This window comes from Mesorhizobium sp. C416B (genome assembly GCF_030323165.1).
Taxonomy (GTDB): domain Bacteria; phylum Pseudomonadota; class Alphaproteobacteria; order Rhizobiales; family Rhizobiaceae; genus Mesorhizobium.
Genome location: NZ_CP100471.1, coordinates 706,463 through 722,462, shown reverse-complemented (window position 1 = coordinate 722,462; position 16,000 = coordinate 706,463). Strand labels below are relative to the sequence as shown.

Annotated in this window: 15 protein-coding genes; 6 read left to right on the top strand and 9 right to left on the bottom strand. The window is 61.7% G+C overall.

The genetic code is table 11. The features are described from left to right. Window positions 1–130: 130 nt before the first annotated feature. Window positions 131–403, top strand: coding sequence for an HU family DNA-binding protein (locus tag NLY43_RS03680; protein ID WP_023669423.1), 273 nt, complete (start codon window positions 131–133; stop codon window positions 401–403). A 90-nt stretch (window positions 404–493) separates the two neighbouring features. Here the strand turns inward: NLY43_RS03680 and NLY43_RS03675 are convergent, their stop codons facing one another. Continuing rightward, window positions 494–1,516, bottom strand: coding sequence for an aldo/keto reductase (locus tag NLY43_RS03675; protein ID WP_023669424.1), 1,023 nt, complete (start codon window positions 1,514–1,516; stop codon window positions 494–496). Between the two features lie 184 nt (window positions 1,517–1,700). Here NLY43_RS03675 and NLY43_RS03670 point away from each other — a divergent pair, with 184 nt between their 5' ends. Beyond that, window positions 1,701–2,267 carry an SIS domain-containing protein gene (locus NLY43_RS03670; RefSeq protein ID WP_023689464.1) on the top strand — a complete coding sequence of 189 codons (567 nt, stop codon included), beginning with the start codon at window positions 1,701–1,703 and terminating at the stop codon, window positions 2,265–2,267. A gap of 3 nt (window positions 2,268–2,270) precedes the next feature. Then, window positions 2,271–3,014 carry a creatininase family protein gene (locus NLY43_RS03665; protein ID WP_023711519.1) on the top strand — a complete coding sequence of 248 codons (744 nt, stop codon included), beginning with the start codon at window positions 2,271–2,273 and terminating at the stop codon, window positions 3,012–3,014. 232 nt (window positions 3,015–3,246) lie between these two features. On the opposite strand, the gene NLY43_RS03660 is transcribed toward NLY43_RS03665, so the two are convergent. From NLY43_RS03660 to NLY43_RS03650, 3 genes are all read right to left on the bottom strand, one after another. Beyond that, a complete protein-coding gene (locus NLY43_RS03660; RefSeq protein ID WP_023669427.1) occupies window positions 3,247–4,164 on the bottom strand; it encodes a carbohydrate ABC transporter permease in 918 nt (305 codons plus the stop codon). Between the two features lie 9 nt (window positions 4,165–4,173). Further along, on the bottom strand, window positions 4,174–5,289 hold the full coding sequence (locus NLY43_RS03655) for a carbohydrate ABC transporter permease (protein WP_023711518.1): 1,116 nt from the start codon (window positions 5,287–5,289) through the stop codon (window positions 4,174–4,176). A 98-nt stretch (window positions 5,290–5,387) separates the two neighbouring features. Continuing rightward, window positions 5,388–7,052: an ABC transporter substrate-binding protein gene (locus NLY43_RS03650; RefSeq protein ID WP_023669429.1), complete on the bottom strand. Its 1,665-nt coding sequence runs from the start codon at window positions 7,050–7,052 to the stop codon at window positions 5,388–5,390. A gap of 273 nt (window positions 7,053–7,325) precedes the next feature. On the opposite strand from NLY43_RS03650, the gene NLY43_RS03645 reads away from it, so the two are divergent. From NLY43_RS03645 to rbsK, 3 genes are read left to right on the top strand one after another with little or no spacing between them, the layout of a single operon-like run. Further along, a complete protein-coding gene (locus NLY43_RS03645) occupies window positions 7,326–8,378 on the top strand; it encodes an ABC transporter ATP-binding protein (RefSeq protein ID WP_023711517.1) in 1,053 nt (350 codons plus the stop codon). Between the two features lie 42 nt (window positions 8,379–8,420). Then, window positions 8,421–8,873 carry an RbsD/FucU family protein gene (locus NLY43_RS03640; RefSeq protein ID WP_023711516.1) on the top strand — a complete coding sequence of 151 codons (453 nt, stop codon included), beginning with the start codon at window positions 8,421–8,423 and terminating at the stop codon, window positions 8,871–8,873. Between the two features lie 4 nt (window positions 8,874–8,877). Further along, a complete protein-coding gene (gene rbsK, locus NLY43_RS03635) occupies window positions 8,878–9,807 on the top strand; it encodes a ribokinase (protein WP_023689460.1) in 930 nt (309 codons plus the stop codon). A gap of 677 nt (window positions 9,808–10,484) precedes the next feature. Here rbsK and NLY43_RS03630 read toward each other — a convergent pair. The 5 genes from NLY43_RS03630 to NLY43_RS03610 form a co-directional block, all read right to left on the bottom strand. Beyond that, window positions 10,485–10,691 carry a DUF892 family protein gene (locus tag NLY43_RS03630; RefSeq protein WP_502882182.1) on the bottom strand — a complete coding sequence of 69 codons (207 nt, stop codon included), beginning with the start codon at window positions 10,689–10,691 and terminating at the stop codon, window positions 10,485–10,487. 244 nt (window positions 10,692–10,935) lie between these two features. After that, window positions 10,936–12,156, bottom strand: coding sequence for an O-antigen ligase family protein (locus NLY43_RS03625; protein ID WP_245260010.1), 1,221 nt, complete (start codon window positions 12,154–12,156; stop codon window positions 10,936–10,938). 286 nt (window positions 12,157–12,442) lie between these two features. After that, window positions 12,443–14,413: an asparagine synthase (glutamine-hydrolyzing) gene (gene asnB, locus NLY43_RS03620; RefSeq protein WP_023713503.1), complete on the bottom strand. Its 1,971-nt coding sequence runs from the start codon at window positions 14,411–14,413 to the stop codon at window positions 12,443–12,445. Between the two features lie 70 nt (window positions 14,414–14,483). Further along, a complete protein-coding gene (locus tag NLY43_RS03615) occupies window positions 14,484–15,278 on the bottom strand; it encodes a class I SAM-dependent methyltransferase (protein ID WP_023713502.1) in 795 nt (264 codons plus the stop codon). Window positions 15,279–15,324: 46 nt separating this feature from the next. Next, window positions 15,325–15,906 (bottom strand): NAD-dependent epimerase/dehydratase family protein, encoded by a 582-nt coding sequence (locus NLY43_RS03610; protein WP_050590323.1) that lies wholly within the window; start codon window positions 15,904–15,906, stop codon window positions 15,325–15,327. Window positions 15,907–16,000 lie beyond the last annotated feature (94 nt).

The window sequence follows — 16,000 nt, the reverse complement described above, 5'->3', positions numbered from 1 at the left end:
ACCCACCATTTCCGGGCTTTTTTCAACTTTTTTCCGGCTTTTTGACTTGGGTTTGCGAGCGCTTCTTTCTAAAGTCCCTCTCCTGCCGGATGAGTCGAAAGTTCCGGTTTTCTCATGGAAGGGAATTTTTATGAACAAGAACGAACTGGTTTCCGCTGTCGCTGAATCCGCGAGCATTTCGAAGGGTGACGCACAGTCGGCGGTTGAGGCGGTGTTCTCCGTCATCACTGGCGAACTGAAGAAGGGCGGCGATGTACGGCTCGTCGGCTTCGGAAATTTCACCGTCTCCAAGCGTGCGGCATCGACTGGCCGCAACCCGCAGACTGGCGCGGAAGTGAAGATTCCGGCGCGTACCGTGCCGAAGTTCTCGGCCGGCAAAGGCCTCAAGGACGCGGTCAACTAAAAATTTTTCAGAGAATGTTGAAAAGCCGGGTTCGCCCGGCTTTTCTTTTGCCTCGATGGCGGCAGGCCGTCAGCCCGCTGAGACGAGCCTTCAGCCCACCGGCGCATCCGCGCGCATCAGGCCTTCCTGCTTGAGGTCCGCCCACAGCGCCGCAGGCAGCTTGGCATCGAGCAGGGCGCGGTTGCTTTCGACTTCACTCGGCCGCTGGCCGCCGGGGATGACCGACACCACGGAAGGGTGCAGCAGCGGAAACTGCAGCGCCGCCTCGATCAGCCTGACGCCATGGCGCTGGCAGACGGCCTCGATGCGCCCGACGCGATCCATGATGTCCCTTGGCGCCTCGGAGTAATTGTAATAGGCGCCTGGCTTCGGCCCGGTCGCCAGGATGCCGGAATTGTAAGGACCGCCGAGAACGATGCCGATGCCGCGTTGCTCACAGAGCGGCAGGAAGGTGGCAAGCGCTTCCTGTTCCAGCAGCGTGTAGCGCCCGGCCAGCAGGAACAGGTCGAAGTCGCCACGCTCCGCCAGCGTCTGGCAAACCTCCCATTCGTTGATGCCGCCGCCGAAGGCCTTGATCACGCCCTGGTCGCGCAGCGCAACCAGTCCGTTGTAGCCCGAGGCCATGAATTCCTCGATGCGCTGGTCTGACGCCTCCTTGCTGCCATGGGTGAAGATGTCGAGGTCATGGACGAAAAGGATGTCGATGCGGTCGACGCCAAGCCGTTCCAGCGACGCCTCGAACGAGCGCATGACGCCGTCGTAGCTGTAGTCGTAGACCTCCTTGCGCGTCGGTGTGTCGAAGAACTTGCCGATGCCGGTTCGTTCCTCCGGCGGGCAGGCGCGCAACAGGCGACCGACCTTGCTCGACAGCACATAATCGTCGCGCTTCCTGCCGCGCAGGAAGGCATTGAGCCGTGTTTCGGCAAGGCCCAGGCCATAGAGCGGCGCGGTGTCGTAGTAACGGCAGCCGGTCGCCCACGCCGCCTCCAGCGTGGCGTTGGCATCCGCGTCGGGGACGGCGCGGTAAAGGTTGCCGAGCGGCGCGCTGCCGAAGCCAAGCTCGGTGAAGTCGAGGCCGCCATTGCCGATGCGGTCGAAATGCCGTGTCTTCATGTCGTGCTGATTTCCTGGATTGATTGTCTGACATGACACTATCACGCCGCTGGCTCAGCAAAAGCCGCCATGGCCGTTGGACAGGCATTTTCGCGGTGATAGCATGAACAAAAACAAGCCTTTTTCCGAAAGCGCGCAACCCGAAATCACCGGCCACAAACCCAGCCGGACAGATGGGACTCTCATGACGAATGCCGGCTCGGATATGTTTTCGACCGCCCTGCAAGAGCTGGGCGCCGTACTGGCGCGCGTCGACGAAGCCGGCATCGACACCGCCTGCGAAACCCTGGCCCGCGCGCAAAAGATCGTCGTCTATGGCTGCGGCCGCGAGGCGTTGCAGCTCAAGGGTTTCGCCATGCGCCTCTATCACCTTGGCCTTGAGGTGTCGGTGGTCGGCGACATGAACACGCCACCGCTTCGCCCAGCCGATGTCTTCCTGGTCAGTTCCGGCCCGGGCGAGACGACGACGGTGCTTACCTTGATGCAAGTCGCCCGCCAGGCCGGCGCCACCGTGCTTTTGCTCACCGCCGAGGCAGGCAGTAGTGCGGTCGCGCTTGCCGACTTCACCTTGCTGATCCCGGCGCAGACCATGGCGCGTGACCAGGGGCCACAAAAGACATCGCTGCTGCCGATGGGCTCGGTCTTCGAAGGGGCGCTGTTCCTGCTGTTCGAGGTGATGGTGCTGAAGCTCAAGGCGCTGACCGGCCAGTCGTCCGAGGCCATGCGCACCCGCCACACCAACATGGAATAGATCATGCGCTACGAACTGATGTTGCCGCACCAGATCCGCAAGGCGATCGCCGAGAACTGGCCGGTCGCTCTCCCGCTCGGCGTGCTCGAATATCACGGCGAGCACATGGCCGTCGGCATGGACACGCTGGCCGTCGTCAAGACGCTGGAGCTCTACGAGAAGGAGGCCGACATCGTCATCCTGCCGGCTTTCTACTACGGTGCGGCGAGCTATGTGGTGGCAGCACCTGAAGGCAACGGCTCGGTGCAGGTCGGCGGCAACCAGCTGGCGCCGTTCGCCGAAGAATTGTTCTACAGCCTGCTGCGCATCGGCTTTCGTAACATCAACGCCATCATCCACCACCAGACCGAGAACTTTGCCGCCGGCATGCCGACCGATCTCGCCTTCAAGGCCGCCGGCCGCCAGGCGATCTTCCGCTTCCTCGAGAAGCAGCGCGGCGAGGGCTGGTGGGGCTCAGACGAGATGGCCGATTATTATGCCGGGCACGCCGCCGGCGAGAATTTCTTCAACTGGGTGCAGGTGCACCCGCTGATGTCGGCTGCCATGAACGGGAAGTATCCGTTCGATCACGCCGGTGTTGGCGAGACATCATTGATGCTAGCACTGTGTCCGGAAGCGGTCGATGCCGGGCGTTTTGGCGAGAATACCGCGTGGTATACGGCGAGTGCGCCGGAGGCCTCGGCGGAGCTGGGGCGAAAGGGTGTGGCGATGATCATGGATCACCTGAGGGCGATATTGGGGCGCTAGCAGACAAAGTCGCTCTGTAGCGATCCTTCACACCCCCCTCTGTCCTGCCGGACATCTCCCCCGCAAGGGGGGAGATCAGATGTCATTTCCGCTTTCGTCATCACCTACGTCGCAAGAAAAGCGATGCAGCCAAAGCTGCCGATCTCCCTCCTTGCGGGGGAGATGGCCGGCAGGCCAGAGGGGGGTGCTGTCCCGCCGAGGTCAACAGTAGAGGGGCACGCCGCCTCTCGCCCTACTTCACCGCGCCCGCCGTCATGCCCATGATCAGATACCGCTCCAGCGCAATCCCGATGACCGCCAGCGGTGCGATCGCGGCGGTGGCAAGCGCCGCCATCGACCACCAGTTGATGCCTTGCGAGCCGGTCTGGCTCGCCACCATCACCGGAATGGTCTTGGCGTCGGTCGACGTCAGGAGTGCCGCAAAGAAGTACTCGTTCCAGCACAGCACCATCGCCAGGATGAAGGCGGCGACCATGCCCGGCAGCGCAATCGGCATGACGATACGGAAAAAAGCGCCCCAGATCGAGAGGCCGTCGACCAGCGCTGCCTCCTCGAGCTCGACCGGGATCGAGTTGAACTGGTCGCGCATGATCCAGATGACGATCGGCAGCACCATCAGCGTGTAGAGCAGGATCAGGCCGATGCGTGTGTCGAGCAGACCGACTTCGCGGTAGAGCACCAGGAAGGGCAGGGCGAGCACCACCGGCGGTAGGATCAGCTGCGACAGGAAGAAGAAGGAGATGTCCTCGTTCTTGAACCAGGCGAACTGATAGCGGTAGCGGGTCAGCCCATAGGCGGCGAGGCTGCCAATGACGATGGCGAGGCTCGACGCACCGACCGAGGTGATGACCGAATTCATGAAGCGCTTGAAAAACTCCTCCCGCACCGTCGAGGTCTGGAAGATCGAATCCGGCGACAGGCCGAGCGAGCGCCAGCCCTTCCAGTCCGGTTGGAAGTCGACGAACGGAATGAGGTGTCCTTGCGTGACATCGACCGCGGTCTTGAACGAGGTGGTGATGGTCCAGTAGATCGGGAACAGGCAGATGAAGGCCCAGAACGCCAGCGCGCCATAGATGAAGATGCGATTGGCCAGAAAACCCAGCGGTGAGCGGATTTCCGAGGCAGCATAGTCGGTGGTCTGGACGCTCATTGTGCCTCGTCAGTTCACGTTGCGCACGAAGCGATTGGCGAATTTCAACAGCCAGGTCACGAACACGACGATGATGACAAGATAGGCCATCGCCAGCATGGTGCCGTAGCCGACATTCGAACGGTCGCGGTATTCGCGGTAGATGAAGCTCGACACCGAATCCGTGGCGCCGCCGGGGCCGCCGGAGGTGACGGTAATGATGATGTCGGCAAGCTTCAGCTTGAAGATGATGCGCAGGATCACCGCCGTGACCGACACCGGCAGCATCAGCGGGAAGGTGACCTGCCAGAAAGTCTGCCAGGGCGTGGCGCCATCGACGCGCGCCGCTTCCAGCACGTCGCGCGACATCGCCTGCAGGCCGGCAAGCAGCATGATCATCATGAACGGGATGAAGGTCCAGGCGTCGAGCACCATGATCGAGATGCGGGCGGTGATCGGGTTGGAGAAGAAGGCGGGGTTTTCCCAGCCGACATGGCGCGCCAGCGTCGCCGCCGGCCCGAAACGGTACTCCATCAGCGATTTGCCGATCATCCACGACACCGCGACCGGCGACAGCATCAGCGGCATCAGGAAGACGACTCGGAAGAATTTGCGCGCCCGGATCTGCGCGTTGAGCAGCAGCGCCAGGCCGAAGGCAATCACATACTCAACCAGCACGGCGAGCACATAAAGCACCATGTTGAACAGCGCGTTGCGGTAGTAGGGATCGGCCAGCATCTGCCAGAAATTGTCGAGCCCGTTGAACTTGCGGCCGGAAAAGGACGACAGGTTCCAGTCGGTCAGCGCGATATAGAAGCCGAACAGCGTCGGGAAGATCACCATGGCGATGGTGAACAGCAGCGCCGGCAGCAGGAACAGCGCGCGCTGGCCGTCCTCGCCGCGCGTCAGCACCTGGCCGATGCCGAGCGCCACCCCCCACAGAACATATGCATAGACGATGGGACGCCAGGTCTCGAAGCCGAGCGTGGTGATCTCGTTCTTGTAGAGGATCTCAAACGCGATCACCGCCAGCAGGCCAAGCGTGGCGGCCGCCATCAGGGCAAAACCCGCCCGCTTGCGGGCCGGCGAGATCAGATCGGCTGGGCCGGCGTTGGCCGGCCATGCATTGGTGGTCTGGTCAGCCACGCGTCCCCGTCCGTTTAAAAAATCAAGCCTGCGACCGGCCCGAGCCGGTCAGGTCCGGCGGCTTGCACCGCCGGACGTGTTGTCACGATAGGATCAGCCTACACGCCGAGCGAGGCCTTGTAGAGCTTGATCTGGTTTTCGCGGCCGATCTGGTCGGTCAGCTTCTCCCAGGCCGCGGCAATGGCGTCGGCGCCTTCCTGCGCCTTCATCTTGCCGGCGAATGTGTTGGCCAGAATGTCCTCGGCAGCCGAATAGTACTGGAAGATGCCGGGGATGCGCGGCTCGATCGCCGCGTTCGGATGGTTGTAGCTGTCGGCTTCCGACTTCAGATACGAGGTGATGAACGCCTCGTCGTAGCCTGCCGCCACCCATTCGGGAATGTCGAAATGCGAGTTGCGGTAGGGCTGGAAGCCGGACGGATACATCGCCGTCCAGATTGACAGGTCCTTGCCGCCGAGATGAGCGGCGGCCGACCATGCCGCTTTTTTCTTCTTTTCGTCCGTATCGACGCGGGCCATGACGTAGACGCCCCAGCCGAGATAGGCGCAGTTCGGCGCATAGTTCGGGCCGCTGGCGAGTTTGTCCCAGGCGCCGGTCTTGGCATTGTAGACGTCGTCGGACCCCGGCAGGATCGAGAAGCCGGTGACGTCGCCGATGACCGAGCTATCGTTGGTCTTGACGTTGGAGCCGACGTCGCCCCACCAGGTGACCATCGAACCGGTGCCGGCCAGGAACTGCTGGAAGGCTGTCGTGTTCGGGTCGGCGTTGATCTGGTCGGCGGGCTCCGACGGCAGCGCGTCGATGACGTCCTGGATGGCGCGCACCCAGGCCGGATTGTTGATGCGCGGCTTCATCGTGTCGGCATCGAACAGCCAGGCCTTGTCGTCGGGATGCTTGGCATAGGCGGTGGCGCGGCTGCCGAGGAAGTAGAAGCCGAAACCGCCCCAGGCCTTGGGCGCATCGAGATAGCCGAAGACGTCCTGGTCCTTGAACTTCTTGCCCTTGAGGAATTTTGTGACGGCCTGGACTTCCTGCCAGGTCTTCGGCACACCCCATTCGGTGGCCGCGCCGCCGTCCTTCCACGCCTTGGCGAGGTCGGCATCGGCAAAAACGTCGGTGCGGTAATTGAAGTTGTGCGCATCGCCATCGACGGTGATCCGGTACTGCTTGCCGTCCCAGGTGCCGACCGGCGGCTGCAGATAGGCCACGACATCCTTCATGTCGATCTGCTCTTTGACCCAGTCGGGCATCTCGGACGTCAGGCCCTTGCCGCAGACATCGCCTTCGAAGGGCGCGCCCATCTCGATGATGTCGAAGTCGACGGTGCCGGTGGCGATCGACTGCTGCAGGCGGGCATTGTAGTCGGCCTGCGCCAGGTCGATCCAGCTGATCTTGGCGCCGGTATAGGCCTCCCACGGCTTCAGGAAGCCGCGGAACAGCACATTGTGCAGGTTCTGGTTGTTGAGGCCCATGAAGGTGAGCTCGACGCCGGCGAATTCGCCTTCCTTGACGTTGGCCTTGGTGGCTTCCAGGCAGAGTTCGCCGACCTTCTGGAAATCGGCATCCGTCGGCTGACCCTTGCCGACGCCGGGGATCTGCAGAATTTTGGAGCGTAGCTCGCTGGCGGCTTCAGCCGGGCGGGTGAAAGCGCCGAGCCCAGCACCCGATGCGGCGGCGATCGCGGCCATCGAGGCCGCGCCTTTGAGTATGTCACGCCGGGTGGCACCCGCGCGGACGAGTTTTTCGTACAGACCGACTCTCATCTATTCCTCCCAGAACAACAGTCGTGAATTAAAATGCCAACCCCTCCGACGCCGAAACGTCGGCGGTTCTCCTTTATCATACGGGGACGTGGGACCCCACCCTGCGTCGCCTGGAGCTCCGATTTTCGGATAAAAATCCGACTGCCGGATTGGCAACAGCCAATATTTGCGTAATCGATTACCTTGTCAACACGAATGGCTTTTTATCGATAACATACCGACTTGCCCTTGCCGTTGGCAATGGCTAGCTTCACCGCGAGAAAAGGGGGGACGATGGCTCAAGTCGCGATCAGCAATGTGGCCAAGGCGTTCGGAACCGTCAAGGTCCTGCACGAGGTCAGCGTCGATATCGCCGATGGCCAGTTCGTGGTGCTGGTCGGCCCGTCGGGCTGCGGCAAGTCCACGCTGCTCAGGATGGTGGCCGGGCTGGAGACCGTGTCCGGCGGCACGATCGCCATTGGCGAGCGCATCGTCAACAATCTGCCGCCGGCCAAGCGCGACATCGCCATGGTGTTCCAGAACTACGCGCTCTATCCGCACAAGACGGTGGAGCAGAACATGGCGTTTGCGCTGAAGCTGCGCAAGACCGATCCGGCCGTGGTCGCCGAGCGGGTCAAGCGCGCCGCCGACATTCTCGACCTCAATCCGTACCTGAAACGCTATCCGCGCCAGCTCTCCGGCGGCCAGCGCCAGCGCGTCGCCATGGGCCGCGCCATCGTGCGCAACCCGCAGGTCTTCCTGTTCGATGAGCCGCTCTCCAATCTCGACGCCAAGCTGCGCGTGCAGATGCGCACCGAGATCAAGGAACTGCACCAGCGGCTGAAGACCACCACCATCTACGTCACCCACGACCAGATCGAAGCCATGACCATGGCCGACAAGATCGTGGTCATGCGCGACGGTCGTATCGAGCAGGTCGGCGCGCCATTGGAATTGTTCGACCGGCCGGCCAATCTGTTTGTCGCCGGCTTCATCGGCTCGCCGTCGATGAACCTGCTCAAGGGCGTGGTGCGCAAGGGCGACAAGGTCGAGATAGCGGGCACGCTGTTCCCGATCGCGGCCGGCAGCGCCGCCAAGGAGGGCCAGGCCGTGGTCTATGGCGTGCGGCCCGAGCATCTCGAAATCCATGCCGACGGCGTGCCAGCAAAGATCTCGGTGGTCGAGCCGACCGGTTCCGAAACGCTGGTCTTCGTGCGTTTCGGCGAGGGCGAGATGGTGGCGCTGTTTCGCGAGCGCCACGACTTCAAACCCGGCGACACGCTCAATCTCAAGCCGCGCCTCGACCAGGTCCATCTCTTCGACGCCGAGACCGGCAACCGGCTCTGATTTCCAATCGACTTTGACCAAACCTGTTTGACGAGGACTGCCATGCTCAAAGGGATCAACCCATTGCTCAATGCCGATGTGCTCCAGGCGCTCAGGGCAATGGGACACGGCGACGATCTGGTCATCGCCGACACCAATTTCCCCGCCGATTCGGTGGCAAAGCAGACCGTGCTCGGCAAGCTGCTGCACATCGACGCCTCGGCGGCCGATGTGGTCAAGGCGGTGCTGTCGCTCTATCCGCTGGACACTTTCGTCGACGATGCGGCCGCGCGCATGGAGATCGTCGGCAAGCCGGACGAGATCCCGCCGGTGCAAAAAGAGGTGCAGAAGGAGATCGACAAGGCGGAAGGCAAGGCCTGGCCGATGATCTCGGTCGAGCGCTATGCCTTCTACGAGCGCGCCAAGAAAGCCTATTGCGTCATCCAGACCGGCGAGCGCCGCTTCTATGGCTGCTTCGCCTTTCGCAAGGGCGTCGTGCCGCCGGACGCCGAGTAGGGCCATGGCGTCGGGCAAACCCGTCGTCATTCTGGGCGTTTTCGTCGCCGACACCGCCTACCGCGCCGATCGACAGCCGCGCATGGGTGAAACCATTCTTGGTAATTCCTTCAAGCTGGGACCGGGCGGCAAGGGCTCGAACCAGGCGGTGGCGGCAGGCAAGCTCGGCGCGGACGTCACCTTCCTGACCCGGCTTGGCGTCGATGCTTTCGCCGACATGGCCAAGGCGACCTGGGCAGAGGCGAGCGTCAAATCCGCCGTCATCGAGACGCCGCAAAGCTATACCGGCGCGGCCTATATCTTCATCGAGGAGACAACCGGCAACAACGCCATCATCGTCAGCCCGGGTGCGGCGATGCTGATCTCGCCTGAAGACATCGAGGCCAACGCCGGCCTGATCGGCGGCGCCGGCGTCTTCGTCACCCAGCTCGAGCAGCCGATCGACGCGGCACTGCGCGCACTCGAAATCGCGCGCGGTGCAGGGGTGACCACCATCCTCAATCCGGCGCCGGCGGCCAAGCTGCCGGACCGCATCTATACGCTTTGCGACTATGTCACCCCCAACGAGACCGAGGCCGAAGAGCTGACCGGCATCAAGGTTTCTTCGATCGACGAGGCTCGCCGCGCCGCCGACAGCCTGCTCAAAAAGGGCGTCGGCTCGGTCATCATCACGCTCGGCGAAAAAGGCGCGCTGCTGCACACGGCCGCTCGGTCCGACCATGTTCCCGTGGTCAGTGCCGGTCCGGTGGTCGAAACCACCGGCGCGGGCGATGCCTTCAATGGCGGCCTGGCCGCCGCACTCGCCAAAGGCGTGGAGCCGCTGCAAGCCGTCCGCTTCGCCTGCGCCGTCGCCGGCATTTCGGTGACAAGGCCGGGTACGGCGCCATCCATGCCGACGCTGCATGAGGTCGAGGCGCTGCTGGCCGAGGGGTGAGGTCGTTGCGGGAGAGATCGAGTTCAGATCCGACCGGATCTGAATTGCCTCATGCAAGACCATGATTCTAGACGATTATGTCACATTTCTCCTGAGGAGAAATGGCGCGAGTGACGGGGCTCGAACCCGCGACCTCCGGCGTGACAGGCCGGCGAAAACGCCTGATTAATCAACGACTGATTCAATTCCTTACGCTCTCGAATTTGCGGGAAAAAGCGCGAAATTGAAACATGCTTATCAGAACTCCTCGTCGTAATCCGCGAGTCATTAACTTCCGATCCTCAGCTTATCGACGACGCGTCCGGGGGGTGCACGATCCTTCTGACGACGACGGGCACTGCGCGCGCGTATTTGTAGCAAGCCGCCAGGCTGAAGCTACACAACCGCCGGGCATGTTACTGCCTCGGATCATTAATTTTTCGCTAGCGTTTGATTAAGCCCCTTAGAGCCGGACGTCTGGGCGTTTTGTAATGCACGGCAATAGCCGGGCGGGCGCCGGTCGCCTCCGTCATGTCGCCGCTGCGCCGCGTCAGGCTTTTTTCTCACCAAGCCCGAAAAGTGTTTTCGAGAACTCCCATATCGTCTCCGCGCAAGGTTTCGCACCAATGCAGCGAGAGCTTGGGGCAAGGAGCCCGGCATTGATCGCCAGGGCTCCTGAGAGAACGGTGGACTCGGCGTCAGAGTCTCGTCGGTGGCCTTTTTCCAAGTGCCAGATTGAGGAGCGACACAGCTTCGTCGCGGCCAAGTTCGGAAGCCCATGTGTTCATCGTGCAAAAGCGCGAAATCTCGTAATGCTCGAGGGCTTGGGCAACAGCTAGAAGGCCGGCATCTAGTGCAGGCGCGCCCTTGTATTCTTCCATGATCTCGGCGCCTTCATCCGTGATGCCGACGATAGCCGCGCAGGTCTTTGCCTGTGGCTTCTTGCCGATCTCTTCGAGAACCTCTGGGGCCTATTAGCTGCCGTTCAGCATTCGATACGCCCCGAAATCGCGGTCACGCGTCTGGTGCCACCGTCGCCCATTGCTCGCCCAAATTGCAGATCCTTAGCGGGAGAGCGCTTCTGCTCTCACCACTCGCAGGCACGAGATATTTCGGTGTTGGGCGTGATGCACCTTTTTTCTCCGTCGATCAAAAATGGTGGGGCGGGAGATTCGCTCCCTTTTCGCGCCCCCTAAAAGCAGACGCTTGATTCGTTGACTGACCCTTGGGCGAAATTGTCTGTCCGCAAGCCAAGTATGTTCCGGAAACCAACAAGACCATCAGCGTCGAGTCGAGAATATCATGGCCGACAAGGATGCCTGTCATCCCTCCAGCAACGTATATTATGACGGTGACCACCATTATGGTGGCGCCAAAACGTTCCAGCGGATCAGCACTGATGCGCAGGACTCTTGTCGCATTCCGGATCGTCACGACGAATATTGCAGCCAATGTCAGCGCACCTGCGAGTCCGGCCTGCACCAAAGCCGTAAGGAAGCCGTTGTGAAAGTGGTTGAAGCCTTCGGTGGCGCCAAAGCGCTGTTTGAACCCCTGCCTTGAAAGCATCCGGCCGGCGGCCATTCCGTGACCAAAAACGGGCGCTTGGCGAAAGGCATCGAGCCCGACGTCCCACAACCCGACCCGCAACCCGAGCGGCGTGGTATAATCGCCGTTGACGGCGAGGGCATTCCAGTCCTCGAACAGGACATGTGTGCGATCGGCGACAATCGGAGACGTAATTGCCGTGATGATCAATGTCGATGCGCCGGCAATCACCAGCAACTGCTTCATGTCTGATCGGAAGACCCTTTCGCGATGGGTCACAAGCACCGCTACCAGCGCGATGAGCAAGGCCACCCAGACCATGCGCGAGCCCGAGTAGAGTGTCGCCACCACACCGGCAAGCGCGGCGGCCGTGAGCGGCTTCCACGCTTTCTCGACCCCAGACAGAGCACCTGTAAGACACATCATCACGGCCAGGCAGGTGACCGTGGCAAACACGATGGGGTTTCCGGCCCCACCTTCGGGTCTCAGCATCCCAATCCAGTGGTATTGGACGATGGCCAGCACCAGTGCCCCAACACATGCTGCGGCGCTGGCACGAACGGCAGTGCGTGCGAGGCTCTCCTTGTCCATGATGCTCCACGTCGAATAGGAAATCGGGAACAACAGCAAGGTCATCAGGGGCAAGAAATGAGTGGCATCGGCCCGCAGCGTCCCGTTTACGATCGACGCCAGGATCTGGGCGGCGCAATAGGCATAGATGGCAGTGGTCATGGCAAGCATAGGCCGATCAATGTTAAGGCGCCGCCGGCCGGCCGCCAGCAGCGCCAATGACCAGAGCGCGCCGCCATGGAAGACGAAGCTCACCACCGAACCGAATACCGGCGGCGAAAAGAAGCAGGCGATCGAGAAATACTGGTTGACCTGGTCAGTCGTGAAATGGCGACGGAGCGATTTAAACAGGGTTCAATGCCTTTGCTTCGTTGGCTTCCAGGTCGCCTGAGGGTCGGTTCGAACGACCCTGGCGCACGTCGGTTCGCCTCTCCCTCCCGTATAGCTGCTCGCTTTCGCGTCTGATAGTGCCGAACGTCTCGTCCCTTCCGACGGCATGAGAGGGCACCGCAAAGACTAAACCGCCCGGGCTCACCACCCATCACGCTGCGATCGCGTTTGAAAATCCCTTGGTCGCTCCCCGCCAGGACTGGAACATCAACACGTCCCAGAGTAGATATTGGTTGTTTTGGTGCCCGGAGAGGTGTTCGAACCAGGCACGCCGGATCGCTTCAGGCCGGAAGAATCCGTCTTCGCGCAGCCGGCGCTCGTCGAGCAACTCCTCGGCCCATTCGCGCAAAGCGCCGCGCAACCAGGAATCAATGGGCACGCCGAAGCCCATCTTGGGGCGTTCGACAAGCTCTTTTGGAAGATGCCTGTAAAGCAGCTGTCGCAGAGGCCACTTGGTCTGGCCGCCGGCGCGCAGAATTGAGAGCGGTAGCGACAGCACGAAGCTTATGAGTCGATGGTCGAGAAACGGTACACGTGTTTCAAGACTGACGGCCATGGCGGCGCGATCGACCTTCACCAGTATGTCGTCGGGTAGATAGCTCATAAGATCGATGTACATCATCCGCTCGACGCTACCGGGCAAATCCGGCAACGGTTCCAGGCCGGTCAGCATTGTTGGCGGCTCGACCGCATCCGAGATGATCTCGGTCGGGTCCCAGTGCGAGCACAGGCGACGGTAGACATCGTCCATGGTCCGCAGCGAAAGCACAGACGCGGCTTTGTGGATCATGTCGCCGACGCGTTCGCGGCGCAGGCGTTGCGGGAGGAGCGGCATGATCCCGCCCGCGAGGTTGTTGTAGAGGCCGGCCGACGGCAATGTCGCCAGGCTAGCAGACGCGCGGCGCAGACCGACCGGAATTCGGGACAACTTGTTCCAGAACGCATCGGCGAGCGCGTAGCGGTTGTAGCCTGAGAACAACTCGTCGCCGCCGTCACCCGATAACGCCACGGTAACGCTGCCACGTGCCAGTTTCGAGACGAGGAAAGTCGGGATTTGCGAGGAGTCAGAGAAAGGCTCGCTATAGATGCCCGACAGTTGCGGCACCACGTCGAGCGCGTCGCGCTGGTTGAGATAGAGCTCTGTATGATCGGTGCCGAGATGGCGCGCCACTTGCTTGGCATGGTGCGCCTCGTTGTAGCCGACGTCCTCGAAGCCGATTGTGAAGGTGCGCACCGGCCGCGCACTGATCGACTGCATGACTGCCACGACCGCGGAAGAATCGATGCCGCCAGATAGGAAGGCGCCAAGCGGCACGTCGGCGATCATCTGCCCTTCAAGTGAGCGGCGCAGATGACGCTCGACCTCGTCGACCACCTCTTCAGAGCTGCCCAGGAAAGGCTCGCGCCGGCCTTGCGCTGCGACGTCGCTGGCGCGCCAGTAATTTTCGACGCGCGGCTCATTCATAGGATCGGAGAGGACGAGTAAGTGGCCGGGTCTCAGTTTCCGTATGCTCTGATAGATGCTGTAGGGCGCGGGGATGTAGTTGTGGCGCATCATCAGCGCCAACGCATTGCGGTCTATCTCCGGGCGCCAGTCCGGCAGAGGTTGAAAGGCGCTGAGTTCCGAGGCAAACGCGAAGGCCTTGCCGACACGGCCGTAGTAGAGCGGCTTTTCACCCACGCGATCGCGACCGAGAACCAGAGTTCTTTCACGCCGGTCCCAGACGCCAAAAGCAAACATACCGGCGGCCAGTTCGAGTGCTTTTTTGGTCCCTAGCTCTTCGATGGCGACCAGGAGGACCTCGGTATCGGAATGTCCACGCCACGCGTGTACACCAAATTGCTGGTCAAGGTGCGCCCGCATCTCGCCGTGATTGTAGACCTCGCCATTGAAGACAATGACATAGCGGCCTGTGTGAGAGATCATTGGCTGGGCGCCAGCCGAGGACAGGTCGATGATGGCAAGGCGGCGCTGGCTGAGCGCGACGCCCGCCTCGGCGTCGCTCCAGACCCCGTCGCCGTCGGGTCCACGATGTCGGATGTGGTCGGCCATCCGACGCACAGTATGGCCGCCGCCGCTCGTCGCAGCCGCTCCACCCACAATGCCGACGATACCGCACATCCGCCGTTACAGCTCCATATCGGCTTGCCCAAGTTATCCGCGCGTCACCAGACTGGGAAGAAGCCCGTGGCTATAAATCTATCCGCTCGAAACACCATTCACCACAGCCGGTGCCGAAAAGGCCAACTCCCGGCAGCACATTGAAACGCCGATCCGTGCGAAACCCAAGATTTTCCACAATCCGCTCCAACTCGCTGGCTAACGCGGATTGATAGGGATAGCCGCCAAGCCAGTCGTCGACATCCGCCAGAAATTCCATGCCTCGGCGCGCGCGGTAGTTCCTTACAAACGATATCGGGTCCCGGTGGCGCAGGGTCCTTGCGACCATATAAGCCGAGACAAAGACCGCCTTGATCGGCGGCCGTACCCATCGATGCGAGGCGTAGAACCTCTTTTCGACCGTCCATAGTCCGCACAGCGGCGTCTTAAGATAGATCGCAATACCCAGTCGCCCAGAGCGGCCGACCAAGCCAGCCGCATTGGCGATCGCTGTCCACATATCTCCGGTATGGTGGAGGACCCCCCATGAATAGACGACATCGAACGTGCCGGTGGGCAGCGAGGATCTGTCAAGGATATCGGCCCGCTCAACGGTCCAATCGGCATCGGGTGCAAACCGGGACAGGACGGCCCTGGTCGTCTCCACGCAATCCGCGTCATAATCGAGTGCTGTGACTTTCGCCGCGCCGAGCCGGAGTGCGGCCGCTGAATGCAGCCCCGAGCCGCAGCCGATGTCCAGAAAAGTCATGCCGTTGAGGTCACCCGCCAGTCGACCAAGATCCTCACACGCCCGGTCCAGATGTTCGGCCTCGAAACGCGCGGCAAGCTCGGACCAGTTGCGGCCGAAATCATAGCGCGCGTTCATTTGTCGCCCACCTGTCGTCCTTTTTGCGTGGCACCGCCTCTGCGGATCATACCCGATAGTACTCCCGATACCATTCGCAAAGCGGAGAACTCCGACCTCTATTGGAATCCGGCCTGGATCCCGTCGCCTCCTCGAGCGAACTGACATCGACGAAAGTTGCCGGCACGTCACCCGGCTGCAGCGGCATGGGATTGCGGTTCGCCTTTAGTCGGAGCGCGTTCTCCAGCACCGCGATGAGCCGTTCAGCTGAACTGGCGAACTGCCGTCGATATTGTGGATTCTGAACGGCGCGTTGCTGATCGCTGGATCCGGCGACGCTTTCCCACTGCGGGTTGGGTGTCGCGGGCTGACGCATGGCGCGGACGATGCCTTCGACAATATCGCCGACATAAGTGAAATCGCGCTGCATGTTGCCATGGTTGAAGAAGTCGATCGGCTCGCCAGCGACGATGGCCTCAGCGAAGATGAGCAGGGCCATGTCTGGCCGTCCCCACGGACCATAGACGGTGGAGAAGCGTAATCCTGTCGTGGGCAGTGCAAACTGATGGCTGTATGTATAGGCCATCAGCTCGTTTGCCTTCTTGATGGCGGCGTAGAGGCTGAGCGAATGGTCAGCCGAATCGGCCACGCAAACGGCATGCGCGTGCTGCGGCCGTAGATCGAGCTCGATGACGCATAGACAAGATGGTTCACCGAGGCGTGCCATCCCAGGCCGATAACAG

Coding starts and splice junctions, on each gene's coding strand:
- NLY43_RS03680 (WP_023669423.1), top strand. CDS start 131: ATGAACAAGAACGAACTGGTTTCCGCTGTCGCTGAATCCGCGAGCATT.
- NLY43_RS03675 (WP_023669424.1), bottom strand. CDS start 1,516: ATGAAGACACGGCATTTCGACCGCATCGGCAATGGCGGCCTCGACTTC.
- NLY43_RS03670 (WP_023689464.1), top strand. CDS start 1,701: ATGACGAATGCCGGCTCGGATATGTTTTCGACCGCCCTGCAAGAGCTG.
- NLY43_RS03665 (WP_023711519.1), top strand. CDS start 2,271: ATGCGCTACGAACTGATGTTGCCGCACCAGATCCGCAAGGCGATCGCC.
- NLY43_RS03660 (WP_023669427.1), bottom strand. CDS start 4,164: ATGAGCGTCCAGACCACCGACTATGCTGCCTCGGAAATCCGCTCACCG.
- NLY43_RS03650 (WP_023669429.1), bottom strand. CDS start 7,052: ATGAGAGTCGGTCTGTACGAAAAACTCGTCCGCGCGGGTGCCACCCGG.
- NLY43_RS03645 (WP_023711517.1), top strand. CDS start 7,326: ATGGCTCAAGTCGCGATCAGCAATGTGGCCAAGGCGTTCGGAACCGTC.
- NLY43_RS03640 (WP_023711516.1), top strand. CDS start 8,421: ATGCTCAAAGGGATCAACCCATTGCTCAATGCCGATGTGCTCCAGGCG.
- rbsK (WP_023689460.1), top strand. CDS start 8,878: ATGGCGTCGGGCAAACCCGTCGTCATTCTGGGCGTTTTCGTCGCCGAC.
- asnB (WP_023713503.1), bottom strand. CDS start 14,413: ATGTGCGGTATCGTCGGCATTGTGGGTGGAGCGGCTGCGACGAGCGGC.
- NLY43_RS03615 (WP_023713502.1), bottom strand. CDS start 15,278: ATGAACGCGCGCTATGATTTCGGCCGCAACTGGTCCGAGCTTGCCGCG.